This is a genomic window from Paraburkholderia acidicola, from assembly GCF_002362315.1.
Taxonomy (GTDB): Bacteria; Pseudomonadota; Gammaproteobacteria; order Burkholderiales; family Burkholderiaceae; genus Paraburkholderia; species Paraburkholderia acidicola.
The window spans coordinates 595292-621894 of record NZ_MTZV01000002.1 but is presented as its reverse complement, the minus strand read 5'-3'; the positions used below and the strand labels follow the sequence as shown (position 1 = coordinate 621894).

General features: G+C 63.0%; 28 protein-coding genes. 16 read left to right on the top strand and 12 right to left on the bottom strand.

The annotated features are described in order from the left end of the window. The first annotated feature begins 9 nt into the window (after nucleotides 1–9). The 6 genes from BWP39_RS04895 (at nucleotide 10) to BWP39_RS04870 (ending at nucleotide 6485) form a co-directional block, all read left to right on the top strand. Entirely contained in the window at nucleotides 10–1044 is a 1035-nt protein-coding gene (locus tag BWP39_RS04895) for a methionine ABC transporter ATP-binding protein (RefSeq protein WP_096717422.1), read from the top strand. Next, nucleotides 1034–1687 carry a methionine ABC transporter permease gene (locus tag BWP39_RS04890; RefSeq protein ID WP_091011650.1) on the top strand — a complete coding sequence of 218 codons (654 nt, stop codon included), beginning with the start codon at nucleotides 1034–1036 and terminating at the stop codon, nucleotides 1685–1687. Before BWP39_RS04895 ends, BWP39_RS04890 begins: the two co-directional genes overlap by 11 nt. A gap of 67 nt (nucleotides 1688–1754) precedes the next feature. Continuing rightward, nucleotides 1755–2558: a MetQ/NlpA family ABC transporter substrate-binding protein gene (locus BWP39_RS04885; protein ID WP_096717420.1), complete on the top strand. Its 804-nt coding sequence runs from the start codon at nucleotides 1755–1757 to the stop codon at nucleotides 2556–2558. A gap of 271 nt (nucleotides 2559–2829) precedes the next feature. Continuing rightward, the gene (locus BWP39_RS04880; protein ID WP_096717418.1) at nucleotides 2830–3579 is read left to right on the top strand and encodes an electron transfer flavoprotein subunit beta/FixA family protein; all 750 of its coding nucleotides are present in this window, start codon (nucleotides 2830–2832) and stop codon (nucleotides 3577–3579) included. Between the two features lie 13 nt (nucleotides 3580–3592). Beyond that, nucleotides 3593–4525, top strand: a complete 933-nt coding sequence (locus tag BWP39_RS04875; RefSeq protein WP_096717416.1) for an electron transfer flavoprotein subunit alpha/FixB family protein — start codon at nucleotides 3593–3595, stop codon at nucleotides 4523–4525. A gap of 172 nt (nucleotides 4526–4697) precedes the next feature. Then, on the top strand, nucleotides 4698–6485 hold the full coding sequence (locus BWP39_RS04870; RefSeq protein WP_096717414.1) for an acyl-CoA dehydrogenase: 1788 nt from the start codon (nucleotides 4698–4700) through the stop codon (nucleotides 6483–6485). A gap of 141 nt (nucleotides 6486–6626) precedes the next feature. Here the strand turns inward: BWP39_RS04870 and BWP39_RS04865 are convergent, their stop codons facing one another. Further along, entirely contained in the window at nucleotides 6627–7913 is a 1287-nt protein-coding gene (locus BWP39_RS04865; protein WP_096717412.1) for a D-amino acid dehydrogenase, read from the bottom strand. A gap of 158 nt (nucleotides 7914–8071) precedes the next feature. Here BWP39_RS04865 and BWP39_RS04860 point away from each other — a divergent pair, with 158 nt between their 5' ends. Together BWP39_RS04860 and BWP39_RS04855 are read left to right on the top strand one after the other, a co-directional pair. Then, nucleotides 8072–8560, top strand: coding sequence for an Lrp/AsnC ligand binding domain-containing protein (locus tag BWP39_RS04860; RefSeq protein WP_096717410.1), 489 nt, complete (start codon nucleotides 8072–8074; stop codon nucleotides 8558–8560). Between the two features lie 99 nt (nucleotides 8561–8659). Then, entirely contained in the window at nucleotides 8660–9832 is a 1173-nt protein-coding gene (locus tag BWP39_RS04855) for a PA0069 family radical SAM protein (protein WP_096717408.1), read from the top strand. 19 nt (nucleotides 9833–9851) lie between these two features. Here the strand turns inward: BWP39_RS04855 and BWP39_RS04850 are convergent, their stop codons facing one another. Beyond that, nucleotides 9852–10319, bottom strand: a complete 468-nt coding sequence (locus BWP39_RS04850; protein ID WP_096717406.1) for an NINE protein — start codon at nucleotides 10317–10319, stop codon at nucleotides 9852–9854. A 299-nt stretch (nucleotides 10320–10618) separates the two neighbouring features. On the opposite strand from BWP39_RS04850, the gene rpsP reads away from it, so the two are divergent. The 6 genes from rpsP (at nucleotide 10619) to BWP39_RS04820 (ending at nucleotide 14916) form a co-directional block, all read left to right on the top strand. Then, complete coding sequence (gene rpsP, locus BWP39_RS04845) at nucleotides 10619–10873, top strand: 30S ribosomal protein S16 (RefSeq protein ID WP_091011518.1); 255 nt, start codon at nucleotides 10619–10621, stop codon at nucleotides 10871–10873. A gap of 123 nt (nucleotides 10874–10996) precedes the next feature. Next, entirely contained in the window at nucleotides 10997–11719 is a 723-nt protein-coding gene (rimM, locus tag BWP39_RS04840; RefSeq protein ID WP_096717404.1) for a ribosome maturation factor RimM, read from the top strand. Between the two features lie 36 nt (nucleotides 11720–11755). Continuing rightward, on the top strand, nucleotides 11756–12523 hold the full coding sequence (gene trmD / locus BWP39_RS04835; RefSeq protein ID WP_096717402.1) for a tRNA (guanosine(37)-N1)-methyltransferase TrmD: 768 nt from the start codon (nucleotides 11756–11758) through the stop codon (nucleotides 12521–12523). A gap of 168 nt (nucleotides 12524–12691) precedes the next feature. After that, complete coding sequence (gene rplS / locus BWP39_RS04830) at nucleotides 12692–13078, top strand: 50S ribosomal protein L19 (protein ID WP_091011521.1); 387 nt, start codon at nucleotides 12692–12694, stop codon at nucleotides 13076–13078. Nucleotides 13079–13181: 103 nt separating this feature from the next. Beyond that, nucleotides 13182–13862: a CoA pyrophosphatase gene (locus BWP39_RS04825; protein ID WP_096717400.1), complete on the top strand. Its 681-nt coding sequence runs from the start codon at nucleotides 13182–13184 to the stop codon at nucleotides 13860–13862. Between the two features lie 115 nt (nucleotides 13863–13977). Next, the gene (locus tag BWP39_RS04820) at nucleotides 13978–14916 is read left to right on the top strand and encodes a CobD/CbiB family protein (RefSeq protein WP_096717398.1); all 939 of its coding nucleotides are present in this window, start codon (nucleotides 13978–13980) and stop codon (nucleotides 14914–14916) included. 128 nt (nucleotides 14917–15044) lie between these two features. Here BWP39_RS04820 and BWP39_RS04815 read toward each other — a convergent pair whose 3' ends face one another. The 3 genes from BWP39_RS04815 to BWP39_RS04805 are packed head-to-tail and all read right to left on the bottom strand — an operon-like array spanning nucleotide 15045 to nucleotide 17601. Then, nucleotides 15045–15365, bottom strand: a complete 321-nt coding sequence (locus tag BWP39_RS04815) for a putative signal transducing protein (protein WP_096718557.1) — start codon at nucleotides 15363–15365, stop codon at nucleotides 15045–15047. A 44-nt stretch (nucleotides 15366–15409) separates the two neighbouring features. Next, on the bottom strand, nucleotides 15410–16345 hold the full coding sequence (rsgA, locus tag BWP39_RS04810; protein ID WP_096717396.1) for a ribosome small subunit-dependent GTPase A: 936 nt from the start codon (nucleotides 16343–16345) through the stop codon (nucleotides 15410–15412). Next, nucleotides 16342–17601 (bottom strand): M48 family metallopeptidase, encoded by a 1260-nt coding sequence (locus BWP39_RS04805; RefSeq protein WP_096717394.1) that lies wholly within the window; start codon nucleotides 17599–17601, stop codon nucleotides 16342–16344. The genes rsgA and BWP39_RS04805 overlap by 4 nt, the downstream gene beginning before the upstream one ends. Nucleotides 17602–17747: 146 nt before the next feature. Between BWP39_RS04805 and orn the strand changes: the two genes are divergently transcribed. Then, nucleotides 17748–18383 (top strand): oligoribonuclease, encoded by a 636-nt coding sequence (gene orn, locus BWP39_RS04800; RefSeq protein WP_096717392.1) that lies wholly within the window; start codon nucleotides 17748–17750, stop codon nucleotides 18381–18383. 3 nt (nucleotides 18384–18386) lie between these two features. Here orn and mog read toward each other — a convergent pair whose 3' ends face one another. Further along, nucleotides 18387–19007, bottom strand: coding sequence for a molybdopterin adenylyltransferase (gene mog, locus BWP39_RS04795; RefSeq protein ID WP_096717390.1), 621 nt, complete (start codon nucleotides 19005–19007; stop codon nucleotides 18387–18389). Beyond that, entirely contained in the window at nucleotides 18988–19599 is a 612-nt protein-coding gene (yjgA, locus tag BWP39_RS04790; protein ID WP_096717388.1) for a ribosome biogenesis factor YjgA, read from the bottom strand. Before yjgA ends, mog begins: the two co-directional genes overlap by 20 nt. Before the next feature lie 225 nt (nucleotides 19600–19824). Between yjgA and pmbA the strand changes: the two genes are divergently transcribed. After that, complete coding sequence (gene pmbA / locus BWP39_RS04785) at nucleotides 19825–21195, top strand: metalloprotease PmbA (protein WP_096718555.1); 1371 nt, start codon at nucleotides 19825–19827, stop codon at nucleotides 21193–21195. A gap of 63 nt (nucleotides 21196–21258) precedes the next feature. Here pmbA and BWP39_RS04780 read toward each other — a convergent pair whose 3' ends face one another. The 5 genes from BWP39_RS04780 to BWP39_RS04760 form a co-directional block, all read right to left on the bottom strand. Next, a complete protein-coding gene (locus BWP39_RS04780) occupies nucleotides 21259–21762 on the bottom strand; it encodes a dihydrofolate reductase (RefSeq protein WP_096717386.1) in 504 nt (167 codons plus the stop codon). Between the two features lie 62 nt (nucleotides 21763–21824). Then, a complete protein-coding gene (locus BWP39_RS04775; RefSeq protein ID WP_407944777.1) occupies nucleotides 21825–23393 on the bottom strand; it encodes a sigma-54 dependent transcriptional regulator in 1569 nt (522 codons plus the stop codon). 54 nt (nucleotides 23394–23447) lie between these two features. After that, nucleotides 23448–24905, bottom strand: a complete 1458-nt coding sequence (locus tag BWP39_RS04770; protein WP_096717384.1) for a hypothetical protein — start codon at nucleotides 24903–24905, stop codon at nucleotides 23448–23450. 108 nt (nucleotides 24906–25013) lie between these two features. Beyond that, nucleotides 25014–25847, bottom strand: a complete 834-nt coding sequence (locus BWP39_RS04765; protein ID WP_096717382.1) for a peptidase C39 — start codon at nucleotides 25845–25847, stop codon at nucleotides 25014–25016. A 7-nt stretch (nucleotides 25848–25854) separates the two neighbouring features. After that, nucleotides 25855–26565 carry a C39 family peptidase gene (locus tag BWP39_RS04760; RefSeq protein ID WP_096717380.1) on the bottom strand — a complete coding sequence of 237 codons (711 nt, stop codon included), beginning with the start codon at nucleotides 26563–26565 and terminating at the stop codon, nucleotides 25855–25857. Between the last annotated feature and the right edge of the window lie 38 nt (nucleotides 26566–26603).

Below are 26603 nucleotides of genomic sequence, written 5' to 3'. Positions count from 1 at the left end.
CTGTTCTCAATGATTGAAATACGCAACATCTCGCAGCGTTTCGCGGGGCCCCGCGGTTGGGTCGAAGCGCTGCACAACGTCAATCTGTCCATTCCGCAGGGCGAAGTGTTCGGCATCATCGGACGCAGCGGCGCGGGCAAAAGCACGCTCGTGCGGACGATCAACCTGCTTACGCGGCCTACCGAAGGCAATATCGTCGTCGACGGCCGCGATCTGACGACGCTGCCCGCCGCGCAACTGCGCGAAGCGCGGCGCGAAATCGGCATGATCTTCCAGCATTTCAACCTGCTGTCGTCACGCACCGTCTATGACAACGTCGCGTTGCCGCTCGAACTGGCCGGCATGTCGGCTGCCGAGATCAAGGCGACCGTCTTGCCGTTGCTCGATCTGGTTGGCCTTTCAGCGCAGCAGGATCGCTATCCGGCGCAGATCAGCGGCGGCCAGAAGCAGCGAGTTGGCATCGCGCGGGCGCTGGCGAGCAAGCCGAAGGTGTTGCTGTCCGACGAAGCGACTTCCGCGCTCGATCCGGAAACCACGCGCTCGATTCTCGATCTGCTCAAACGCATCAACCGCGAATTCGGTTTGACCGTCGTGCTGATCACGCACCAGATGGACGTGATCAAGCAGGTCTGCGATCGCGTCGCGGTGCTCGATGCGGGGCGCGTCGTCGAGGAAGGCAAGGTCATCGACGTGTTCCTGCAGCCGCATCACGAAGTGACGCGCGCGCTGATCGGCGATGTGATCGCGCAGGAGTTGCCACCAGCGATGAAAGCGCGCGTCGCCGAGCGCCTCAAGACCGGTAGTGGTCATCTGTTGCGTCTCGCGTTCACGGGTTCGGGCGTCGATCAGCCGATCCTCTCGGAAACGATCCGTCGCTACGAACTGGACTTCAACATCCTGCACGGCCAGATCGATGAGATTCAGGGCCAGGCGTTCGGCTCGCTCGCGGTGCTGGCGGGCGGCGAGCCGCTGAAGGTCGCGCAGGCGATAGCGTTTTTGCGCGAACAGGGTGTGGTGGTCGAGGAGCTTTCGTATGTTGAGTGAAATGTTCGATATGTTCGTGCAGTCGTTCTGGGAAACGCTCGTGATGGTGGGCATTTCCGGTGCGGTCGGCGCGCTTGCCGGTGTGCCGCTCGGCGTGCTGCTGTATCTGACCGACCGCCAGGGCGTGCTGCAGAACATCGCGGTGAATCGCGTGATGGGTATCGTGGTCAATGCCGTGCGTTCGACGCCGTTCATCATCTTGCTGGTGGCGGTGATTCCGTTCACGCGGCTCGTCGTGGGTTCATCGATCGGCACAGCTGCCGCCGTCGTGCCGCTGACGATCGCCGCCGCGCCGTTCATCGCGCGGCTTGTCGAAACGGCGCTACGCGAAGTGGATCGCGGGCTGATCGAAGCCGCTCAGGCGATGGGCGCGACGACCTCACAGATTGTGTTCAAGGTGCTGTTGCCGGAGTCGCTGCCCGGCGTCGTCGCGGGTCTGACGATCACCTTCGTTTCGCTGGTCGGCTACTCGGCAATGGCCGGGGCGATCGGAGGCGGCGGGTTGGGCGATCTGGGGATCCGCTACGGTTATCAGCGCTTCCTGCCGGAAGTGATGCTGACCGTCGTCGTGATCCTGATCGTGTTCGTGCAACTGGTGCAGTCGTTCGGGGATTGGCTCGTGCGTCGTTTGAGTCATAAATAACAAGGGTTAACAAGAGTTGTTGCGCTTCGTTCGATAACCCGTTCAACGAGAATCATAAAGGTCGGTCATGCAACGTCGTTTCATTGTCAGGCTCGCGGCCGCGCTCGGCGCCGCGTCGCTGTTCACCGTTTTCGCCACGTCGGCCCAGGCCGACGACACCATCAAGGTCGGCGTCACCGGCGGCCCGCACGCGCAACTGATGGAAGTGGTGAAGGGCGTCGCCGCGAAGAACGGCCTGAACATCAAGATCGTCGAATTCTCCGACTACGTGCAGCCGAACGCCGCGCTCGCCGCCGGCGATCTCGATGCAAACAGCTACCAGCACGAGCCCTATCTGCAGGCGCAGGTGAAAGACCGCGGCTACCCGCTGATCAAGATCGCGGATACGGTCACGTTCCCGATGGGCATTTATTCGAAGAAAGTGAAGGCGCTGGCCGAGCTGCAAAACGGAGCGAAGATCGCGGTACCGAACGATCCGACCAACGGTGGTCGCGCGTTGCTGCTGCTGCAGAAAAACGGTCTGCTGAAGCTGCGCGCCGATGCGGGCCTGAAGGCAACGCCGCTCGACATCGTCGATAACCCGAAGAAACTGAAGATCGTCGAACTCGATGCGGCGCAGATTCCGCGTTCGCTCGGCGACGTCGATGCCGCCGCGATCAACACGAACTTCGCGATGGAGGCGGGCCTGAAGCCGAAGCAGGACGCGATCGCCATCGAAGACCCGCAAGGTCCGTACGCCAACATCCTCGTGATCCGTGCCGCGGACCGTAACAAGCCGTGGGTGGCGAAATTCGTGGCCGCCTATCACTCCGCGGAAGTGAAGCAGTTCATCGAAAGCCGCTTTGGCGGTTCGGTCGTCGCTGCCTGGTAAGCATGCGTGTCGCCACGCAAATGCGGAGGCCTCGCCACCAGTTAGAGGCGTCGGTCGGAACCCGGGGTTGGCACCCGGGTTTTTTTGCGTTTAAAATAGAACGATCGTTCGCTATCGCAGTCAAGCCCACCGACCGTCCTACCCGTTTCCTTGCCGGTGTCGTGTCAGGGCGCAATATCCTCGCAGCAAACCCACGCCAGCGACTGTCTGGAAGAAGGCAGTCGTTATAATGGCCGCTGGGTTGACGTATTCGTAACTTTGGAGCGTGTGCATGAAAATCCTGGTGCCAGTCAAGAGAGTGGTCGATTACAACGTGAAGGTCCGTGTGAAGTCGGACGGCACGGGAGTCGACATTGCGAACGTGAAGATGTCGATGAATCCGTTCGACGAAATCGCGGTGGAAGAGGCGGTACGGTTGAAGGAAGCGGGCATTGCGACTGAAGTGATCGCGGTGTCGGCAGGGGTGACGCAGGCGCAGGAAACGCTGCGCACGGCGCTCGCGATCGGCGCGGACCGCGCGATCCTGATCGAATCGAATGAAGATCTGCAGCCGCTGGCCGTGGCCAAGCTGCTCAAGGCGCTGGTCGACAAGGAACAGCCGCAACTGGTGATCCTCGGCAAGCAGGCCATCGACGACGACTCGAACCAGACCGGCCAGATGCTCGCCGCGCTGGCGAATCTGCCGCAGGCTACGTTTGCATCGAAGGTCGTCGTGGCCGACGGCAAGGCGACGGTGTCGCGCGAAGTCGATGGCGGTGCGGAAACGCTGTCGCTGAAGCTGCCAGCCGTTGTCACTACCGATCTGCGCCTGAACGAGCCGCGCTACGTGACGCTGCCGAACATCATGAAGGCGAAGAAGAAGCCGCTCGAAATCCTCAAGCCCGAAGACCTTGGTGTCGACGTGACGCCGCGCCTGAAGACGCTGAAAGTGGTCGAGCCGGCCAAGCGCAGCGCCGGTGTGAAGGTGCCCGACGTGAAGACGCTGGTCGAGAAGCTGAAGACCGAAGCCAAGGTGCTGTGAGGAGACGGACAACATGACAAATCTGGTAATTGCTGAACACGACAGCGCGTCGATCAAGCCCGCGACGCTGAACACGATTGCAGCGGCGCAGAAGATCGGCGGCGATATTCACGTGCTGGTGGCTGGCCATAACGCGCAGGGCGCGGCCGATGCAGCGGCGAAGATCGCCGGTGTATCGAAGGTGCTGCTGGCCGATGCGCCGCAACTGGAAGCGGGCCTTGCAGAGAACGTCGAAGCGACGGTCGTCGGTATCGCGAAGGCGTATACGCACATCCTTGCGCCGGCCACCCCCTACGGCAAGAACATCGCTCCGCGCGTTGCAGCGAAGCTTGACGTTGCGCAGATCAGCGACATCACCGCTGTAGATAGCGCCGACACGTTCGAGCGCCCGATCTACGCAGGCAACGCCATCGCAACGGTGCAATCCGCCGATCCGATCAAGGTCATCACGGTTCGCACGACCGGCTTCGATCCGGTTGCGGCCGAAGGCGGCAGCGCAGCGGTCGAGAAGATCGACGCAGCAGCGGATTCCGGCCTTTCGGAGTTCGTCAGCCGTGAAGTGACGAAGCTGGATCGTCCTGAACTGACCTCGGCCAGCATCATCGTGTCGGGCGGCCGTGGGCTCGGCAGCGGCGAGAACTACACGAAGGTGCTTGAGCCACTCGCGGACAAGCTGAATGCAGCGCTCGGCGCTTCGCGTGCAGCCGTCGATGCAGGCTTCGTGCCGAACGACTACCAGGTCGGACAGACCGGCAAGATTGTCGCGCCGCAGCTGTATATCGCGGTGGGCATCTCCGGCGCGATCCAGCATCTGGCAGGGATGAAAGACTCGAAGGTCATCGTGGCGATCAACAAGGACCCGGAAGCGCCGATTTTCAGCGTGGCCGATTACGGTCTGGTGGGTGATCTGTTCACGGTCGTGCCGGAGCTCGTCGGCGAGCTTTGAGTGTCGACTGCGCGCTTGTCGCGCGCACGGATCGTCGCCGGCTAGCGCTGAATAGCACTGGATAACGCCGCACAACAGGCGTCCGGCAGTAACCGAAGGGGCGCAGGACCTGAAGTCCCGCGCCCCTTTCTATATCGCTCAGCTACAACATTCAGGCAGGAGGAGAACTGACATGTACAACGCGCCCATCCGAGACATGCTGTTCGTCATGAAGGAACTGGCCGGTCTCGAAGACATCGCGGCATTGCCCGGCTTCGAAGATGCGAACCTCGAGACCGCTCAGGCCGTACTCGAAGAATCCGCGCGATTCTGCGGCGAAGTTCTGGCGCCGCTGAATGTAGAGGGCGACCGCAATCCGAGTAGCTGGCGCGATGGCAAGGTCACGGCAACGCCGGGTTTTGCCGACGCGTTCCGCCAGTTTGCTGAAGGCGGCTGGCAAGGCGTCCAGCACCCCATCGATTACGAAGGGCAGGGCCTGCCGAAGCTGATCGCGACGCCTTGCGTCGAGATGCTCAACGCGTCGAACCTGTCGTTTGCGCTGTGTCCGCTGCTGACTGACGGCGCGATCGAAGCGCTGCTGACCGCAGGCACGGAAGAACAGAAACAGGCATATGTGCCGAAGCTGATCTCCGGCGAGTGGACCGGTACGATGAACCTCACGGAGCCGCAGGCCGGCTCCGATCTCGCGCTGGTGCGCACGCGTGCGGAGCCGACCGGTGACGGCGCGTTCAAGATCTTCGGTACGAAGATTTTCATCACGTGGGGCGAGCACGACATGGCGAAGAACATCGCCCATCTCGTGCTGGCGCGCACACCCGGTGCGCCCGAAGGCGTGAAGGGCATATCGCTTTTCATCGTGCCGAAGTTTCTCGTCAATGCGGACGGATCGCTCGGCGAGCGCAACGACGTGCATTGCGTGTCGATCGAACACAAGCTCGGTATCAAGGCGAGTCCGACGGCGGTTCTGCAGTTCGGCGACCATGGCGGCGCGCTCGGTCATCTGATCGGCGAAGAGAATCGCGGCCTCGAGTACATGTTCATCATGATGAACGCGGCGCGTTTCGCGGTTGGGTTGCAGGGCGTCAGCGTGTCGGACCGTGCGTATCAGAAGGCGGTCGCGTATGCGAAGGAGCGTGTGCAGAGCCGTCCGGTCGACGGGTCGGCGAAGCAATCGGTGGCGATCATCCAGCATCCGGATGTGCGCCGCATGCTATCGACGATGCGCGGCCTGACCGAAGCTTCGCGTGCGCTCGCTTATGTGGCTGCGGCTCATTGCGATATCGCGCATCGGCATCCCGACGAAGCGAAGCGGGCCGAGCATCAGGCGATCTACGAATTCCTCGTGCCGATCGTCAAGGGCTGGAGCACCGAGCTGTCGATCGATGTGACGAGCCTCGGCGTGCAGGTACACGGCGGCATGGGTTTCATCGAGGAGACGGGCGCTGCGCAGTACTATCGCGACGCGCGCATCCTGCCGATCTACGAAGGTACGACGGCTATCCAGGCAAACGATCTGATCGGCCGCAAGACGGTGCGCGACGGCGGCGCCGTAGCGAAAGCGCTACTGGCTGGCATTGCGCAGACGGTCGAACAGCTTGGCCAGCAGCAGGGTCCGGCGTTCGCATCGATGCAGCGGCACCTCGCGCAGGGACAGCGTTCGCTCGAGGCAGCGGTGCACTTCGTCGTCGAGAACACGCGACGCGATCCGAATGCGGTGTTCGCTGGCAGCGTGCCTTATCTGAAGCTCGCGGGTATTGTGCTGGGCGGTTGGCAGATGGCGCGTGCATTGCTCGTGGCCGCACAAAAACAGGCCGACGATCCGTCGTTCTACGGCGCGAAGATCGCGACTGCACAGTTCTTTGCCGAGCATGTGTTGTCGCAGGCGAGCGCATTCGAAGCGGCGATCGTCAGTGCGAAGGGTGGTGAAGGGGTGCTGGCGTTGTCGGAGGATCAGTTCTGATCGATCTGTGCGATCGGTTTGCCGCAGGCATGACGCGGGAACAGGCAAACTGATCCGGCAAAACAAACGGCGCCTTGAAGGCGCCGTTTGTTCTCTCAGGTGAACTATGTCAAGCACGGCAAAAAGCCATCGCTAGAAGTATCAAGCGTAAGCCGGGCGATGCGTGCCGCCAGTTTCGCCGAGGTAGCGATGCACCGACAGGTCGCCGGATTGAATAGCCGGCTGCTTGCCGGAGATCAGATCGGCGAGCAACTGGCCCGAGCCGCACGACATCGTCCAGCCGAGCGTACCGTGCCCGGTGTTCAGGAACAGGTTCGACACAGGCGTGCGACCGACGATCGGTGTGCCGTCCGGCGTCATCGGGCGCAGGCCGGTCCAGAAGGTGGCCTTCGACGTATCGCCGCCACCCGGGAACAGATCGTTGACGCACATTTCGAGCGTCTCGCGGCGCGCATTGCGCAATGTCTTGTCGAAGCCGACGATCTCCGCCATGCCGCCCACACGAATGCGGTCGTCGAAGCGCGTGATCGCGATCTTGTAGGTTTCGTCGAGCACGGTCGAGACCGGCGCTGCGGCCGCGTTCACGATCGGCGCAGTGATCGAATAGCCCTTGAGCGGATACACCGGAATCTTGACGATGCTCGACAGAAATTTCGTCGAGTAGGAGCCCAGCGCGACGACGAACGAATCGGCACGCACCAGCTCGTTGCCGCATTGCACGCCGGCGATGCGTCCGCCTGCCATGGCGAGTGCGTCGATCGGTGTGTTGTAGCGGAATTTCACGCCGAGCGCTTCGGCCATTGCCGCGAGACGTGTGGTGAACAGCTGGCAGTCGCCGGTTTCATCGCCCGGCAGGCGTAGACCACCGGTCAGCTTGTGCGACACCGCGGCGAGTGCCGGTTCGGCGCGCGCCAGTTCGTCCGGCGACAGCAACTCGTACGGGATGTTGGCTTCCTGGAGTACGGCGATGTCTTTCGCAGCGCCATCGAGTTGCTGCTGGCTGCGGAACACCTGCAGCGTACCGCCCGTGCGGCCTTCGTACTGGATGCCGGTTTCGGCGCGCAGCGTCTGCAGACAATCGCGGCTGTATTCAGCGAGACGGACCATGCGGCCTTTGTTCACCGCATAGCGTGCGGACGTGCAGTTCTGCAGCATCTGCCACATCCATTGCAACTGGAACTGCGTGCCATCGAGACGAATGGCGAGCGGCGCATGTTTCTGGAACATCCACTTGACGGCTTTCAGCGGCACGCCAGGTGCTGCCCACGGCGCCGCGTAGCCCGGCGAGATCTGGCCGGCATTGGCAAAACTGGTTTCGAGCGCAGGGCCCGCTTCACGATCGATAACGGTCACATCGTGACCGGCACGTGCAAGATAATAGGCGCTCGTCACCCCGACGACACCGCTACCCAAAATGACAACCCGCATAGCTGCTCCAGAGAGGTCGAAAGGCCCTGGCGCTCGTGAAATCGGTCAGTACATGCGATTAACGAGGTATTACGCGAGTGGCCCAGTGTTAACCGCTATACTATTGATCGTTCCCTAGGTTTTGTTATTGTATTTTTGCGATTTTCAGTAAAAACACGATGAGAACACAACGTCAACCGATCCGCGCACTCGACAAGCTCGATCACCGCATCCTCAAGCTTCTGCAGGAGGATGGCCGCATGGCGATGAAAGACCTCGCGGAGCAGGTGGGGCTGTCGGTTACGCCATGTATCGAGCGGGTGAAGCGGATGGAGCGCGACGGCGTGATCACCGGCTATTACGCGCGCCTGAATCCCAAGGAGCTCGGTGCAGCGCTGCTGGTATTCGTCGAGATCACCCTCGACCACAAGAGCGGCAACATGTTCGACCAGTTTCGCCGTGAGGTGCAGAAGATCCCCGAGGTGCTCGAATGCCACCTCGTGTCCGGCGATTTCGACTATCTGATCAAGGCGCGCATCGGCGAGATGGCCGACTACCGCAAGCTGCTCGGCGACATCCTGCTGCAACTGCCGGGCGCGGTGCAGTCGAAGAGCTATGTGGTGATGGAAGAAATCAAGGAATCGCTGGCGATTGCAGTAGGTGAATAGCGGCGGTACGGCACGTTTTTTTGCGTTGTATCGGCGCTCGACAAACCGCGTAAACACTGTATATTTGTACAGTATTGATGCCGTTTGCTGCGCCCAGCCATGTCCGATCCCGACTCCGATTTCAATTCTGTTTTCGCTACCGGCCGCGAATTTCCGATCGCGCCGCCTGCGCCCCGCAAGGGCCGAGGCGCGGTGACGAACCTGCAGGGCCGCTACGAAGTCGACCAGCGCGAAACCGTCGACGACGGCTGGGCGCCAAACCCCGACGAAGACGGCGAGCCAAAAGCGTTGCGTACGCAGGTGTTCGAGGAAAAGGCGAAAAGTATCCTCACGCGCAATGCGTCGCCGGATATTCCATTCAACGTTTCGCTCAACCCGTATCGCGGCTGCGAACACGGCTGCATCTATTGCTTTGCGCGGCCGACGCACAGCTATCTCGGGCTGTCGCCGGGGCTCGATTTCGAAAGCCGTATCTACGCGAAGATCAACGCGCCCGAACTGCTCGAGCGCGAGATGTCGAAGAAGTCGTATGTGCCGGAGCCGATCGCGCTCGGCGTCAACACGGACGCGTGGCAGCCGGTCGAACGCGACTTGCGGCTCACGCGCCGCATTATTCAGGTGCTGCACGATCGCGGCCAGCCGTTTGCCGCCATTACGAAGTCATCGCTGATCGAACGCGATCTCGATCTGCTCGCACCGATGGCCGAACGCGGTCAGGTCATGGCGGCCATTACGATCACGACGCTCGATGCCGATATCGCGCGCACACTCGAACCGCGTGCGGCAACGCCGGCTCGCCGGCTGCGTACGATCCGGACATTGAGTGAAGCGGGAGTGCCGGTCGGGGTGAGCATTGCGCCGGTCATTCCGTTCGTGACGGAGCCCGACATGGAGCGCGTGCTCGAAGCCTGCGCGGAAGCGGGCGCGACGAACGCGAGCTATATCGTGCTACGGCTGCCGTGGGAGGTCGCGCCGCTTTTCAAGGACTGGCTGTCTGCGCACTTTCCGGATCGAGCCGACCGTGTGATGAGCCGGGTGCGCGACATGCGGGGCGGGAAGGACTACGACTCGTCGTTTGCCAGCCGGATGAAGGGTGAAGGTCTCTGGGCCGATCTGCTGCGGCAGCGCTTTTACAACGCGGCGCGCCGTCTTGGGTTGAACCGGCGGGATCGCGGCATCCTCGATATGTCGCATTTCCAGCGCGTCGAGCTGAACCCCATGCCGCGGGCCGCGCCGGATAAACCTGCGAGCCCGCAACTGGATCTGTTCTAGCAGTGCTGCCTGAATATATTCACTGCGAGAGCGTTTTGGCCGCTTCGACCTGCGATTCAAAGTAAGTCTGGAACGACAGAGCCAGCCCGGTCATCAGCAGGAAGGCGCCGATCAGCAGCGAAAAGATCACGACGAAGATGACGGCCCAGCCTGAGCGGCTGTGTCGTCCGGTCTGCGCGTTGAACTGCGCATCCCATTTGTCATCCGGACGCAGGCCATAGACGATCGCCGCGAGGAATGCGGACAGCAGCGATATCGCGCCAGGAACGGCGAGAAACCAGCCGAGCATCGAGGCCCGCTCGCTCGCGACCAGCAGCAGAACACCCGGGATGCCAAGCATTGTGCCGACGACGTGCAGCCAGCCATACGGGTCGCGCTGGCTATACAGATAGAAGCGGTGCGCACCGAGCGTGCCGAAGAAGAAGGCAAGCGCGGCGGTGGCCGTTTTGGAGCGAAAGCGCGGAGAAGTCGAAGCGGCGGTGGACATGGAGAGAGCGACAGGCTGCGGGAAGATGCGGCGCGCTTGCGCGCGGGCCGACGCGAATTCTACGCCGCGTGGGAGCCGGCGGTCACGCGGCGCTGTGCCGCACAGGTGCCAGCTCCCACGCAGGTTTCACGTCCAGACAACCTTTCATCAGAAGATTTCGCGGCGCCAGAACGGCGCCACTGTATGGCCCGCGCCACCGAGCCCGCCAGTTTATCCCCGTAAGTGTTTGTTATGGCGTTGGTTTCGGGCTATAATCTCGCGTTTCGTGGTTCTGAACCCCGGTTTTCAAGGATTCCAGTATGGTCATCATCCGCTTGGCTCGTGGCGGCTCGAAGAAGCGCCCGTTCTACAACATCGTCGCAACCGATTCGCGTAACCGTCGTGACGGCCGCTTCATCGAACGCGTTGGTTTCTACAACCCGGTCGCTACGAAGGGCGAATCGCTGCGTATCGCTCAAGATCGCCTGACGTACTGGCAAGGCGTTGGCGCCCAGCTGTCGCCGACGGTCGAGCGTCTCGTGAAGCAAGCGCAACAGGCACAACCGGCTGCCTGATGGCGGCAGGTAATTGCATCGACGGCATGGTCCGGCGGTGCGATGCACTTGATGCGCGAAGGCAAGCGCGGCTGCGGTTTCGCGGCGCGCCTGCGTTAGCACACTATGCTTTGAGGTCGGTCCATGTCAGCGCCTGATTCCAGCGGCTCCGGTCGCGCGAAAGCGCCCGCATCGGCATCCGAGGCCCCGTTCGGCGCGTTTGTTCGCAAGCCGTCGAAAGCTGCTGCACCCGCTGCACCGAAAGTCAGCCCCGATCCCGATATGCAGCCAATGCGTGTCGAATCGCCGGAAAGCTGGCCGACCGATGCCGTTGAAGTTGGCGCCATCGTCGATGCCTACGGTCTCAAGGGTTGGGTCAAGGTGGCCGCGCATGCGGACGCCGGGCACGGCGGCGATGCGCTGCTGAGCGCGAAGCGCTGGTGGCTGCTCAAGGGCCGCGATGCGAATCCGGAACGCAAGTCGACGCCGGTACTGCAGGCGAAGATCCATTCCGACAGTATCGTTGCGCATCTGGCCGGTGTAGATGGTCGCGACGCTGCAGCCGCCATGCGCGGCTGTCGTGTTTATGTGAGCCGCAGCGAGTTTCCCTCGCTGAAGGCCGACGAGTTTTACTGGGTCGACCTGCTCGGTCTGGATGTGGTCAACGTTGCCGGGGTCGCACTCGGCAAGGTCGCCGACATGATCGACAACGGCGCCCATTCGGTGCTGCGTGTCGAGTACCCGGCAACCGGCAAGGATGGCAAGCCGGTCAACGGCGAACGGCTCATTCCGTTCGTCGGTGTGTACGTCAAGCATGTGGACCAGGCGGCGAAGCAGATCACAGTCGACTGGGAAGCCGATTACTGAACCCATTAGCAAGCGTTCGCTGAAACGGAGAGAGCGATGCAGTTCGATGTCGTGACGCTCTTTCCCGAAATGTTCCGCGCGCTGACCGACTGGGGCATTACGAGCCGTGCGGCGAAGCAGGCGCGTTACGGGTTGCGGACCTGGAATCCACGCGATTTCACCACCGACAACTACCGTACGATCGACGACCGGCCGTATGGCGGCGGGCCCGGCATGGTGATGCTGGCCAAGCCGCTCGAAGATTCGCTCGGCGCAGCACGCGCCGCGCAGGCGGAGCAGGGCATTACGGGTTCGCGAGTCGTGATGATGTCGCCGCAAGGTGCGACGCTGAATCACGAACGCGTGATGCGACTCGCTGGCGAGCCAGGGTTGATCGTGCTGTGTGGTCGCTATGAAGCCATCGACCAGCGTTTGATCGACCGGTATGTCGACGAAGAAATCAGCCTCGGCGATTTCGTGCTGTCGGGCGGTGAGCTACCCGCGATGGCCATGATGGACGCGATCGTACGTCAGTTGCCGGGCGTGCTGAACGATGCGCAGTCGGCGGTGCAGGACAGTTTTGTCGACGGTCTGCTCGATTGTCCGCATTACACGCGGCCGGAGGAATACGACGGTGCGCGCGTGCCGGATGTGCTGCTCGGTGGCCATCATGCGGAAATCATGCTGTGGCGTCGTCGTGAAGCGCTGCGTAATACGTGGCACAAACGGCCCGATCTGATCGAACGGGCCAGAAAGAACAAGTTGTTGAGCCGTGCCGATGAGGCATGGCTTGCAAGTCTCGCGAAGGAAGCGCCCAAGGCCTGAGGCCCTGGCGTTCCGGGCGGGAACCAGGCGGTGTCGTTCATGCGTGAGCGGCGCCAGATGTGAACCCATCCTCTATCGGGGCCGTAGCCGCGCGTAACAGGCAAACCCTCTGGGCAAGCCCATGCAAGGCAGGTACGAACGCCGACAAGATGGCATTAGGAGTCAGTGATGAATCTGATTGAAAAACTCGAGCAGGAAGAAATCGAGCGCGCGCTCGCAGGCAAGACCATTCCCGCATTCGCCCCCGGCGATACGGTGATCGTCAGCGTGAACGTGGTCGAAGGTACCCGCAAGCGCGTTCAGGCTTACGAAGGCGTCGTCATTGCGAAGCGTAATCGTGGCCTCAACTCGTCGTTCATCGTCCGCAAGATTTCGTCGGGCGAAGGCGTCGAGCGTACGTTCCAGACATACTCGCCGCTGCTGGCGAGCATCGTCGTGAAGCGTCGCGGCGATGTGCGTCGTGCAAAGCTGTACTATCTGCGCGACCGTTCGGGCAAGTCGGCCCGGATCAAGGAAAAGCTCGTGTCGAAAGACCGCGCGGCTTCCCAGGAGTAAAAGCTGTAAGAAAAAGCACCCGTTACGGGTGCTTTTTTGTTTGGCGAGGCAGAATGTCGGTTATCCCGTCGATGTCCCACATTTGCCCGCGCCGAGAGTCCCGTTGATCCGCCCAGTTTTCGAACCCGAAACCCTGCCTGTCGTGGCTACCGGTGGCGATCTGCCCGCCGCGGCCCCCGCACGTCTGACGCCCGATGCCCTGCGGGCCCGTTTCGAACAGCGGCTGAGTTGGGACCCCGAGCAGGCCGAGGTGCGCTGGGTCGAAGGCACCGATCCGCGTGTGGCGGCGGTGTTGGTGCCGCTCGTGGTCCGCGAGGGCGGCCTGACCGTTTTGCTGACGCAGCGTGCCGACCATCTGAACGACCACGCTGGCCAGGTCAGCTTTCCCGGCGGCCGTGAAGAGCCGCACGATACCGATGCCACCGCGACCGCGTTGCGTGAAGCGCAAGAAGAGGTCGGACTCGATCCGGCGCGCGTGGAAATTCTCGGTACGCTGCCCGATTACATGACCGGCACGGGCTTTCGCGTCACACCCGTAGTGGGCCTCGTGCATCCGCCGTTCACCGTCGAAGCCGATACGCTCGAGGTCGCCGAAATCTTCGAAGTGCCGCTCGCTTTCCTGATGAACCCCGCGCATCACGAGGTGCGTCTGTTCCGTTGGGAAGGCAACGAACGCCGTTTCTTCGCGATGCCGTATCCGCGTCCCAATGGGGGCGCCGACTATTTCATCTGGGGCGCGACGGCGGGCATGCTGCGCAATTTCTATCGTTTTCTCATGGCGTAATTCGCGCGTGGCCGGGACGGACGTTGTGCGTTTGTAAAGCCGCCGTTCAGCGGCATCCGACCCTGTGCTATCGTTACAACACAACTGTAAAAACTCGAATGGCACGGCGCATCGCATGACTTTTTTCTCCGTATTGCTCGCTCTCATCGTCGAACAGATGCGCGCGCTGTCGCCGAACAATCCGGTGTCGGCGTTGTTGCAATATCACGCGGAATCGGCGGCTCGCGGGTTCGATGCCGGCAAGCCGAAGCACGGCATTCTCGCGTGGCTCGTGGTCGTCCTGCCATGGACGCTCGCCGTCGGCCTCGTCTACTACGTGCTGTACCGGATCAATTTCGTGCTGGCGTTCATGTGGAATGCGGTGATCGTCTATTTCACGCTCGGCTTCCGGCAGTTCAGCCATTACTTCACCGACATTCATCTCGCGCTGAATAACGACGACGTCCCGCGCGCGCGGGAGATTCTCGCCGAATGGACCGGGATCGACACCGTCGATATGCCGGTCAGCGAGATCGTCCGGCATACGCTGATCCATGCGGTTGTCGCGTCGCATCGGCATGTGTTTGGCGTGTTCTTCTGGTTCCTCGTGCCGATCGGTCCGGCCGGCGCGGTGCTGTACCGGATCGCCGAATATCTGGCGCGCACCTGGTCGCAGCCCGCGGTCGATCGCACCGCGGCGTTTTCGACTTTCGCACAACGCGCATTCTTCGTGATCGACTGGGTGCCGGCGCGGCTCACGTCGCTGGGCTTTGCGATCGTCGGCAATTTCGAGGACGCAATCTATGCGTGGCGCAATCATGCGCGTCAGTGGCCCGATCCGAACGACGGTGTGCTGCTTGCCGCAGGCAGCGGCGCGCTGGGTGCGCGGCTGGCGGGCCCGCTTGCGGAGCCGTCCAGTCTCGATGCGCTCGCAACCGGCGATGGCGGCCCGCTCCCGGTCGGCGACGACTGCACGCCGCGCACGCTGCAATCGGCGGTCGGGCTGGTGTGGCGCGCGGTGATCCTGTGGATGATCCTGCTGCTGATGCTGACGATTGCCGTATGGCTTGCGTAGCGTAGCAGGGCAGTACCCGCACTAGCGGGCACAAAAGTGCAGTTCGAACGAGGCCGGCCAGACCGGCCTCGATTCTTTTCAGCGCCCGCACATCGAGTTCGATACGGTGCCAACGCCAACGCGGCCGCTCAGTCGCCGAGCGGATCGCGTGCCGTCCCGCATTGCCAGCACACCGTGAACTGTGCCTCCAGCGTTTCGCCACACTGCCCACAGCGCCACGACGGCGCGCCTGCCACCGGCCCATGTAACGCTATGTCGATCAATCTGCGCGCCATCATTTCATCGCGCTCGTCGGTGAGCCACAGTTCCGGCGCGCATTGATCCGCGGGGATCTCGCCGAGCGCCCCGTTCAGATAGCGATTGTGTAACTCGCAGCCGATGCCGGCTGTCGCCAGCACATTGACCCAGTGCTGGCCGATCAGCAGATTCGGTGCGCGCATCAGCTTCAGCATGGAAAGGACGAGCCGTAAAGAAAACTGGGGCTGCTCAATGCTCAACGAACGATCTGACTCGCCTCATGCACGAGCTGTGCATACAGCGCATGCCGCGTGCGCGCGATCCTGCCGTCGGCGACCGCCTCGAGCACCGCGCAACCCGGCTCCTGCAGATGATGGCAGTTATAGAAGCGGCAATGCGCGAGCAAGGGACGGAATTCGGGAAACGCGCGCTCGAGCCGCCCCTCGGTCAGGTGATGCAGGCCAAACTCCTGGAACCCCGGCGAGTCGATCAACGCGCCGCCTTCCTGCAGCGGATAGAGTCGCGTGAACGTGGTCGTATGGCGACCGCTGTTCAGCGCCGTGGAGATCTCCCGCGTGGCGACTTCGGCGTTGGGAATCAGCAGGTTCACGAGCGTCGACTTGCCCATCCCGGACTGACCGAGCAGCAGCGTCGCATGGCCGTGCAGATGCTCGGTGAGAATTGCGTGTGCCGCTTCCGGCTGCGCCTTGATCGATACCTCGACCACGGTATAGCCGAGCCCCCGGTAGCGTTCCAGGCGTGCGCGTGCGCCAGCCAGTTCGGCTTCCACGTCGATCTTGTTCAGGACGATCAGCGGCTTGAGTTCGTGTGCCTCAGCGGCAACCAGCGCGCGGCCGAGCAGGTCTTCGCTGAAGTGCGGCTCGGTGGCGAGGACGATCAGCAGCTGGTCGAGATTGGCGGCGAAGAGCTTCGATTTGTACTGGTCCGAACGGTACAGCAGGTTGCGCCGCTCGCCGATTTCCACGATCACGCCCTGATCTGCTGAAGTCCATTCGTACAGCACGCGATCGCCGACCGCGACCTCGCTGCGTTTGCCGCGCGGAAAGCACTGTAGTGAGGGGCCACCGTCGTCGGGCGTGACGAGGTAGTGGCGCCCGTGCGCGGCGACCACGAGGCCGTGTGCGCGGGCACCGGTTGCTGCCCGGGCGGGCTTCGCCGAGCGGTGCTTCATGCGTGCCGCAACAGGCGATCGATACGCTGCGACGCCGGCGGATGCGAATAGTAGAACGCGGTATAGAGCGGGTCGGGTGTCAGGGTCGATGCGTTGTCTTCATACAGCTTGACGAGCGCGTTGACGAGATCCTTCGCGTCCGTCTGCGTGGCGGCAAACGCGTCCGCTTCGAATTCGTGTTTGCGTGAACTGAGACTGCCGAGCGGCGTCACGAAGAACAGGAACACCGGCAATGCAATGAAGAACAGCACCAGCGCGAGCCCGCTGTCGCCGCTCGTCGGCGACGGCCGCACACCGAGCCCTTCGAAGAACCACACGCGCTGCGACAGCCAGCCGAGCAGCGCCAGCATCGCGAGACTGATGACGAACGTGACGATCATCCGCTTGAGCACATGGCGTCGCTTGAAATGGCCGAGCTCGTGCGCGAGCACGGCTTCGATCTCACTGCCCGACAGACGCGCGATCAGCGTATCGAAGAAGACAATCCGTTTCGATGCGCCGAAACCGGTGAAATACGCATTGCCGTGCGCCGAGCGCCGGCTGCCGTCCATCACGAACAGTCCCTTCGCCGCAAACCCGCAGCGCTTCATCAGCGCTTCGATGCGCGAGCGCAGCGCTTCGTCTTTCAGCGGCTCGAACTTGTTGAAAATCGGAGCAATAAAGGTCGGATAAAGCACCAGCGCCAGCATCTGGAACGCGACCCAGACCACCCACGCCCAGAGCCACCACAGACCGCCCGCCTGATTCATCAGCCAGAGCACGACGAACAGCAGCGGCAATCCGAGGGCCGCACCGAGCAGCACGCCCTTGATGCGATCGAAGAAGAACAGGCCTTTGCCCATCCGGTTGAAGCCGAAGCGTTCTTCGATCACGAACTGCCGGTAGTAATCGAATGGAAGGTCGATTACGCCCGTGATTGCGAGCACGGCCGCCACGAGGGCGATCTGGCCGCCGTAGCCGTGTCCGAGCCAGCCGGAGAGGGCGACGTCGAGCGCCTGGATGCCGCCAAGCAGCGTCAGCGCCACCAGCACCGCGGCACCCGCGACGATCTCGAGCATGCCAAGGCGCGCGCGCTCGACCGTATAGTCCGCCGCGCGCTGGTGCGCGGTCAGCGTGATCGTGGTGGAGAACTGAGCGGGCACCTGGGCGCGGTGCGCGGCAACGAAGCGGATCTGCCGCGTCGCGAGCCATAGCTTGGTGCCGACCATCAGCAGGACGGCGATCGCGAACAGGGCAGTGAAGTACAGGGTAGGCATCCGGGGGATCCGTGGTAACTATGCGAGAATTATATGTTTCTTCCTGCCAGCCGGGCGGGAGCGTTCAGGCGAACCGTGCCGGGCTGGCGCCAGCCGCCGTCGTGTGCGTCCTATCCGTCCGGTCCGGCCAACCAAGGCTGCCTCTCATGACTGACACCCTCGACCCTGCCGGCACTTCCAACGCTCCCGACGCTCCCGCGCTCGTGCGCAGCGACATGAATCTCGTCTGGCTCGATATGGAAATGACGGGGCTCGAACCCGACAGCGATCGCATCATCGAGATCGCCGTCGTGGTGACGAATTCGCACCTGGACAAGCTCATCGAGGGCCCCGTGCTGGCCATTCATCAGAGCGACGAAACGCTCGCGAAGATGGACCAGTGGAATCAGAACACGCATGGGCGCTCGGGGCTGATCGACCGGGTGCGTGCGTCGACGGTAACGGAAGCGGACGCCGTCGAACAGATCCGCACGTTCCTCGGCGCCTATGTGCCGCCGGGCAAATCGCCGATGTGCGGCAACTCGATCTGCCAGGATCGCCGCTTCATGGCCCGCTGGATGCCGGATCTCGAGCGGTTTTTTCACTACCGCAATCTCGATGTCAGCACCTTGAAGGAACTGTGCCGCCGCTGGCAACCGGCCACCTACAAGGGCTTCCAGAAGCGCGCGATGCACACGGCGCTCGCCGACATCCATGAATCGATCGAAGAACTGCGCTACTACCGCGAGCATTTTCTGGTGCCGGCGGCGAGCGTACCGATCGCCGATACGTCCACGCCGTAACGGCTAGCGCGGCGGCCGCTGGGCACTCTTCGGCCGGAACGCCGTGACGACGGCGGGTTGGGTTTCCACATACGGGCCGCCGATCAGATCGATGCAGTAAGGCACCGCCGCAAAGATGCCGGGCACTTTCACCGCGCCGGTTTCGTCACGCAGACCTTCCAGCGTTTCGCGAATCGACTTCGGCTGGCCCGGCAGGTTGACGATCAGCGCGGCGCGACCCGGCGTTTCGCGGATCACGGCGACTTGCCGCGACAGGATCGCGGTGGGTACGAAATGCAGGCTGATCTGCCGCATCTGCTCGCCGAAGCCCGGCATTTCCTTCGTGCCGGCCGCCAGCGTCGCTTCGGGTGTCACGTCGCGGCGCGACGGGCCGGTGCCGCCGGTGGTCAGCACGAGGTCGCAGCCGGCCTCATCGACGAGTTCGATCAACGTGGCCGTGATGGTGGCCGCGTCGTCCTGGATCAGCCGCGTTTCGGCGCGCCACGGCGATGCGAGCGCCGTTTCCAGCCACGTCTGCAGCGACGGAATTCCCTTGTCTTCGTAGACGCCCGTGCTCGCCCGGTCGCTGATCGAAACCAGCCCGACGATCAACGCGCGGTCAGCGTCAGGCGCGGTCGTCGTCATCGTCGCCTTCCTCGCCATCGGCAGCGGTTTCGTCGCCTTCGTCCTTGCCCGTGCCGCTCGCGGTCTTGATCCACTTGAACAGCTCACGGAAGTATCGCGGCGGCCGTGCCTGCTGCGCTTCCTTGCGGGCGTTGCGGATCAGCGTACGGCCTTCCTGCGGATCGGCGGCCGGGTGCAGGCGGATGAATTCGGTGAGCGCGGCATCGTCGGCGAGCAGTTTCTCGCGCGTGCGTTCGATCCAGTGCATCCGGGCCGTTTCGGCCTTGTTGATGCCGTTGTAGGCATCCAGCGCCGTACGCAGCGCGGCGACCTCGTCTTCGAACAGCGAGCGCATCACGCGGCCGACGTACTGGATCTGGCGGCGCTTGCCCTCGTGATCGGTGATGCGGCGCGCTTCGCGAACCGCTTCGTCGAGCTTTTCGGGCATCGGCATGCGCTTGAGCGCATCTTTTGGCAGGGCGACGAGCGTTTCGCCCAGTTCCTGCAGCGCGTGCATGTCGCGCTTCAGCTGCGATTTGCTGGGGCGATCGTAGCCGTTGTCGTCGACGACGACAGCGGTTTCCATCGGTTGAATGCGGGTTTTGCGTGTCATAGGCCGTATTGTAGCGTGCCGGACCGCGCCAACCGGCTGCTGTGGCATCCGCGTACGTCGGGCGGCCGAACGAATCGCAGGTGCGCGTGCGCGGACCTTGCTATGATCGCGGGATGCGCAGCGTGGCCGCCCGGTTACCCGAGGCAGCGCCTGCAGACGGACTTCCCGACCGACCGGCTCCCGCGCCGGTCCCTGACCGAACGGCAATACAGGACGGCAACGACAATGGCAGCAGACATGGACGCCAGACAGCGTTTTTTCCCGCATACGCAGGACGAATTGAAGCAGATCGCCTCGGACATCCTTCGCCACGCGAAGTCACTCGGTGCGAGCGACTCCGCCACGGAAATTTCGGAAGGCGATGGCCTGTCCGTGTCCGTGCGGCGCGGTGAAGTCGAGACAATCGAACATAACCGCGACAAGATGGTCGGCGTGACCGTTTTCATCGGTAACAAGCGCGGTAACGCGAGCACGTCGGACTTTTCGTCGTCGGCGCTGAAGGACACGGTCGCAGCCGCGTACAACATCGCGCGCTTCACTGCCGAAGACGATTGCGCAGGTCTCGCCGAAGCCGAACTGCTGGAAACAGCGCCGCGCGATCTCGATCTGTATCACCCGTGGAATCTCACCGCCGACGAAGCCGTCGAGATCGCCCGTCGCTCGGAAGAAGCCGCATTCGCCACCAGCCCGCAGATCCGCAACACGGAAGGCGCGAGCGTGTCGGCGCAGCATTCGCAGTTCGTCCTCGCCACGTCACGCGGCTTCCTGTCGGGCTACCCGTTTTCGCGGCACTACGTCGCGTGTGCGCCGATCGCCGGCAGCGGCCGCAACATGCAGCGCGACGACTGGTACACGTCGAAGCGCAGCGCGTCCGAGCTCGCCGATCCCGAAGCGATCGGCCGCTATGCAGCGCAACGCGCGCTCGCGCGGATCGGTGCCCGCGGTCTCGATACGCGCAAGGTGCCGGTGCTGTTCGAAGCGCCGCTCGCAGCCGGTTTGCTCGGTGCGTTCGTGCAGGCGACGAGTGGCGGCGCGCTGTATCGCAAGACCTCGTTCCTCGTCGACAGCCTCGGCACGCCGGTGTTCGCGCCGCACATCCAGATCGTCGAAGATCCGCATGTCGCGCGCGCAATGGGCAGCGCACCGTTCGACGAAGAAGGCGTGCGCACGAAGCAGCGTTCGGTCGTGAAAGACGGCGTGGTGGAAGGCTATTTCCTGTCGACGTATTCGGCGCGCAAGCTCGGTATGCAGACCACCGGCAATGCGGGCGGCTCGCACAACCTGTCGATGCGCAGTACGCAGACGCGTCCCGAAGACGACTTCGAGGCGATGCTGAAAAAGCTCGGCACGGGTCTGCTGCTGACCGAGCTGATGGGGCAGGGCGTCAACTACGTGACCGGCGACTATTCGCGCGGTGCGTCGGGTTTCTGGGTCGAGAACGGCAAGATCCAGTATCCGGTCGAGGAGATCACGGTGGCGAGCACGCTGCAGGAGATGTTCCGGCACATCGTCGCGATCGGTTCCGATACGCTCGTGCGCGGGACCAAGCAGATCGGTTCGGTGCTGATTGAACGGATGACGATCGCCGGGCAGTAAGCTGCGCCGCTACAAACCGCTGCAAGCAAAAAACGCCGCGAAATCCAGGTTTCGCGGCGTTTTTTATGCTGACGTCTTGCGGCGATACGTGACGAACGCGTAGTCGAAGTCGTTCGGCGCGTGCGCGCGATGCGTTTCATGTGCGACTTCTTCCCAGTCCTCCGGGTCAGGCGCGGGAAACGTCGCGTCGCCGTCGAAATCGACGGAGATCTCGGTGATGATCAGCTTGTCGGCCTGTTGCAGGCCCTGCGCATACAACTGCGCGCCGCCGATCAGAAACGCTTCGGGTGCGTGATCGGTCGCCGCAAGCGTGAGCGCGTCGGCAAGCGTTGTCGCAGTGTCGCAGCCGTTAAAGCGCCGCGAGGCGTCGCGTGTGACGACGATGTTGCGTCGTCCCGGCAGCGCTCGTCCGATCGATTCGTGCGTTTTGCGACCCATGATGATCGGCGCGCCCATGGTGGTGCGCTTGAAGAACGCGAGATCTTCGGGAAGCCGCCAGGGCAACTGGTTATCGCGGCCGATTACGCCGTTGCGTGCGCGTGCAACGATCAGGGTAAGCGTAGTCATCGAAAAGGCGGGAGTGGTCATCGGGCGATTGTACCCGAGCGGTCTCGCGCGTCTGCCGTGCGCTAGTCGTGCGCGCTTTGTGCTCCCGGTGTGTCATGGGTATCGGCGTTGTCGCCTTCGGCACCGAACGGCGCCTTGTCGTCGTGCTCGCTGATTTCACGCAAACCGTGCGACCCCATCAGCCGATATAACGTGACTCGCGAAATGCCGAGATCGGCGGCGGCTTCGTTGAGCCTGTGGCGGTGGCGCAGTAAAGCAGTTTCGATCGCGCGTTTCTCCGCAGCTTCGCGCGCCTGCGCGAGGCTCATCGTTTGCTGCGCGGTGAAGTGCGCGAGGTCGAGGTCGTCGGCGGAAATCAGTTTGCCTTCCGCCATCACGATCGCGCGCCGCACGCGGTTGATCAACTCGCGCACATTGCCGGGCCAGTTGTAGTTGTACATCGCCTCGATCGCGGACGGTGTGAAGCCGCGAATCTTGCGCGCGCTGTCCACCTTGAAACGATGCAGGATGTGATGCGCGAGAATCTCGATGTCCTTGCCGCGCGCCCGCAGCGGCGGCTCATCGACGCGCAGCACACAGAGCCGGTGAAACAGGTCCGTGCGAAACCGGCCGTCGCGTATCGCGCCTTCGAGATCGATGTGGGTCGCCGAGATGATCCGCACGTCGACCGCAATCGATTCATGTCCACCCAGCCGTTCGATCCGGCCTTCCTGCAGAAAACGCAGCAGGCTCGCCTGGCTTTCCATCGGCAGGTCGCCGATTTCGTCGAGCAACAAGGTGCCGCCATCGGCTGCCTCGACCCGGCCGATCTTGCGCTGGTTTGCGCCGGTGAACGCGCCGCGTTCGTAGCCAAACAGCTCCGACTGCAACAGATGGTGCGGAATCGCGCCGCAGTTGATCGCCACGAACGGCGCCTTGCGGCGCGGCGAGCGTTCGTGAATCGCCAGTGCGGTGAGTTCCTTGCCGGTCCCCGATTCGCCGGAGATAAAGACGCTCGCGTCGGTGTTCGCGACCTTGCGGATCGTGCGGAACAGCTGCTGCATCGCTTCGCAGGTGCCGACCATTTCGTCATCGCCGGCCGGTGCTGAGCAGCCGGCAAGGTCGAGATCGCACAGCGTGACCATGCCGAACGCGTGGCCGACGAGGTAGTCGACGGTCGCGTTGGCCACCGGCAGCTTCACGTAGTCGAAACAGTACTGGCGGATCAGGCGTCGCGTGTCGGGATCGGTGAGCCGTTCTTCGGTGGCGAGTGCGATCCAGCCGACCTGTTGCTGCTGCAGGCTCGCTTCGAGCCCGGCCAGTTCGCGCGCCGGAAAGCTCGCGAGATCGACGATGCCGGCGCAGGCCACTTCGGGCTTGAGCAATCGCCCGATCTCGTACGAAGAGCGTGCCACCGATACGACCCAGCCGCGGCTGCGCAGATGCGCGGCGAGCGCTTCGTCGGGCTTGCGCGTCAGGTAGAGCAGGGCGCGTTCGGGGTCGGCCGTGGCGGTACTGTGCGCGCTGTCGTTCGCCGTGTCGCAGGCGCGTTCGTCGGTACGTGCGGTGTCGCCGGTATCCGTCGGCCGCCCCGTGGGGGCATCGTTCGAACTCGCGATCGTCAGGCGACTGCCCGGGCTCGCGAACGGCATGATGCTGGTGAGTTGGGATGAGTCGCGCACGATCAGCCTCATATCGATGAATCGTCAGAAAGTGTACGGGAAGCGCACGCCGACCACGAAATTCGGCGCATCGGGCGTGAGGCCGACGGAAACCGAACCATTGATCGTCAGGTGCTTGTTCACCACGTGGTTCAGCCCGAAGTTCAGCGTCGACGCGGTGGTCTCGCTACCCGGCACCTTGCTGTAACTGTCGCCGGGCTGGCGCGTCTTCGAGGCCGGCTCGAGTGCCATCGTGTACGAGATGCTCGCCGAGTCCTTGTCCGAGAACGCGAGCGCAACCCCGCCGCCGAACTGGATGATGTCGCCGAGCTTCACCGTGGCCGGTTGTACTTGCCCCGCCACCGACGAGATATCCGCGAACGAGCGGGCGATGTTGTACGTGTACGAGAGGCTGCCGAACAGCACGACCGGGTCGTAGGTCTTCAGCAGCGAGACACCGGCCGTGATGTTCCAGAAGCCGGTGCCGGTGGGCAGCTTGGACGGTGCGACGAGGTTGGTGTTGTCGGGTGTCAGCTGGACGACCTTGACGCCGAACGGCGAGCTGCCGGTCGGCGCCTTGATACGCAGACTGCCGACCACGTCGGGCATGCTGTTGGTTTCTTTCAGGAACTGGTAGTAGATCCCGAAGTTGATATCGCCGATACCGCTCGAATTGAGCGACGCGTCGGACATCGAATTCGCCGCACCACCGGCCCCGCCGATGATGAAGTTGCTGTGCCGGTACACGTACGGTACGTCGACGTCGATGCTGATACGGTCGGTAAGACCGTAGCGCGTATCGAGATCGGCCATCACCTGGTGCGACTTCGTCTGGCCAAGGTTGATGTTGCCGAGGAAGATCGCATCGAGCGCGAGGAACCCGGACAGCTGCAACTGCCGACGATCGTAGTACGTATCGCTGATACCCCAGTCGAGCGTCAGCTTGTGATCGAAGAGTGGCGCGTGTTCGCGCTGCACGACGGCTTCTTCGGCCTGGGTGCGCGCGGGTTCTGCAGCCTTCTGCTTCTGTCCGATGGTGGTGCCGTCCGGCATCGGTGCGGGGCCGCTCGTGCCCGGGGCCGTCTCGCTGCCGTTGCCTGGCGCGGGCGGGTTGACCGGCACACCGGTCGCAGTGCCGGTCGCGTCGCCGGGCGCGGACGCACCCGGATTGATCTGCGCGAGCTGCTGCAGCGGCGGCAGCGGAACCGGCAAGCCGTCCGCACCGGGTGGCTGGGCAACCACCTCGCTGCCGGCCGGCGCACCGTAGCCCGGTACACCGCGGCCGCGTTGCGACATCTCCAGATTCGTGACCTGCTGCTCTAGCGAGTGAATCTGCCGTTGCTGTTCGTCGACGACGCGCATCAACGTGTTGAGCCGGTCTTCGACCGACTGGTTTGCGAGTGCCTGCGCAGCCGCCCCTTGTGACAGCGCGAACAGCAGCACGGCGGCCGGAATGGCGGCGAGTGCGATGCGCGGTGTCCTGGTCCATGAAACGTTAGTCATTTTTGTTCCCCCGGTATCGGGCCGCACAACCGGTCTCGGTTAGTGCGTCGCGCGGCCCTCATTCGATACAGCTACTGCGTTCCTGCATGCGGGCGGCGGCCCGCCGCATCATCTCCTGACGATGGCTGCGTTCTGCAGGGCTTGTAAAACGCCGGCCTGTTGCAACATGGCGGGTGACATCTGCTGCGTCTGCAGATGCAGTTGCAACTGGTTGGCGACTTGCTGGTTATTGCCGGCGATCTGCAGCAACTGCGCGATCGCACCGGCCTGCTGGGCGCTGTTCGGCGCGATGGTCTGGGTCGCGAGTCCCGCAGGGGTTTGTAGAGCGACGGTCACGCCGCCATTGCCGAACGCGATGCCGGCCTTGATCGTGCCCGCGGCGTTCGACGCGTTCGCACTGGCGGCGTTGTTGCCGCCCGGCAATAGTCCGAGCGCGCCGTCGCTGAAGTCGATCTGTGCGGAGTTGACGCCGATGTTGCGGTCGCCGGCCACCTGGGTGACCTGCGATACGCCGTTCACCGAGATGCTCTGGCCACCGTTGGCGCCGGCATTCGGATTCGCACCGCTGTTACCGCTGCCACCGTTGCCACCGATGACGCTCGCAAGCGTGTTGACCGTTGCACTGAGCTGATTGGCGGTGTTCGTCGCGACAGCAAGCGTGCCTTGCGCGATGGCGGTCGCGCCGTTAGGCAGTTGCCATTGGGACAGCAGGTTCAGTACGAACCCGGAGATCATCGACGCACCGGCATATTTGCCGGTCTGGTTCGCGAGAACGTCGTCGTCGACGGCTTGCCACTCGATCGTTTGCGGGGCGGTGTCGAGGACCGGAATAAGGTCCTGTATCGGCGGCGGGCCGATGCTTTCCGCAGCAAACGCACTGCTTGCAAGGCTGCACGCCGTGGCGCATAACGCGAAGCCGAGCTGTGAGATCTGGCGCTTCATGGTTGATTCAGAACAGGTCTGCCTTGATCAATCCGTATTCGACAAAGGGAGTCGCCGCCGAACCGTTTGCAAGCGCATTCGCGCGTAACTTCAAGGCCAGCGACTCGTTGTTTTGCAGCAATGGGGAATCCTCCCTGAACGGCTTTCCGAGAACCGCGAACACGAGACCGTTCCAGGTTCTCGTAAAGTCCTCCTGGAGCACGATGCGGTTGCCGAGCGCGGGGTCCGCGATGAAAACGCGGCTGTTCTCGGCGTGTTTGACGATCACAAAATGCTCGTAACCGTCGATGTTCATCAGCACCATCACGGGAATCTGCAGGTGGTAGAGCGCATCCACACTGACCCGGAAACCTCTGCCGCGCAGGCCGATCGTCTCGACGAACTTCTTCATGTCGAGCATCGAGAAGCCGTTCTTCACCACGACGTCCGGCGTCGAGAAAGTCATCATCCGGCGGATCAGTTCGGTTTCCGGAATATCGATACCGTAGCCGTACTTGAGCAGCGTCGCGAGCGCAGCCGCACCGCAGCTGTAGTCGAACTGCTGGTTGACGATGTGGCTGTAGCGGATGTCCCTCATCGAGCGGACCGTCTTGACGAGCGGTACGCCTGCGAGAGTCGACGTATCGATCGTCGCCTGCGCGTAGCTCGCTGCACACAGGGTGCAACCTGCCAGCGCGACGGCAAGCCGTAACGCACGGGACCGGTTGAAACCGGACATGATGGTCTCCTGCCTTATATGCGCCGGCAGCTACTGTG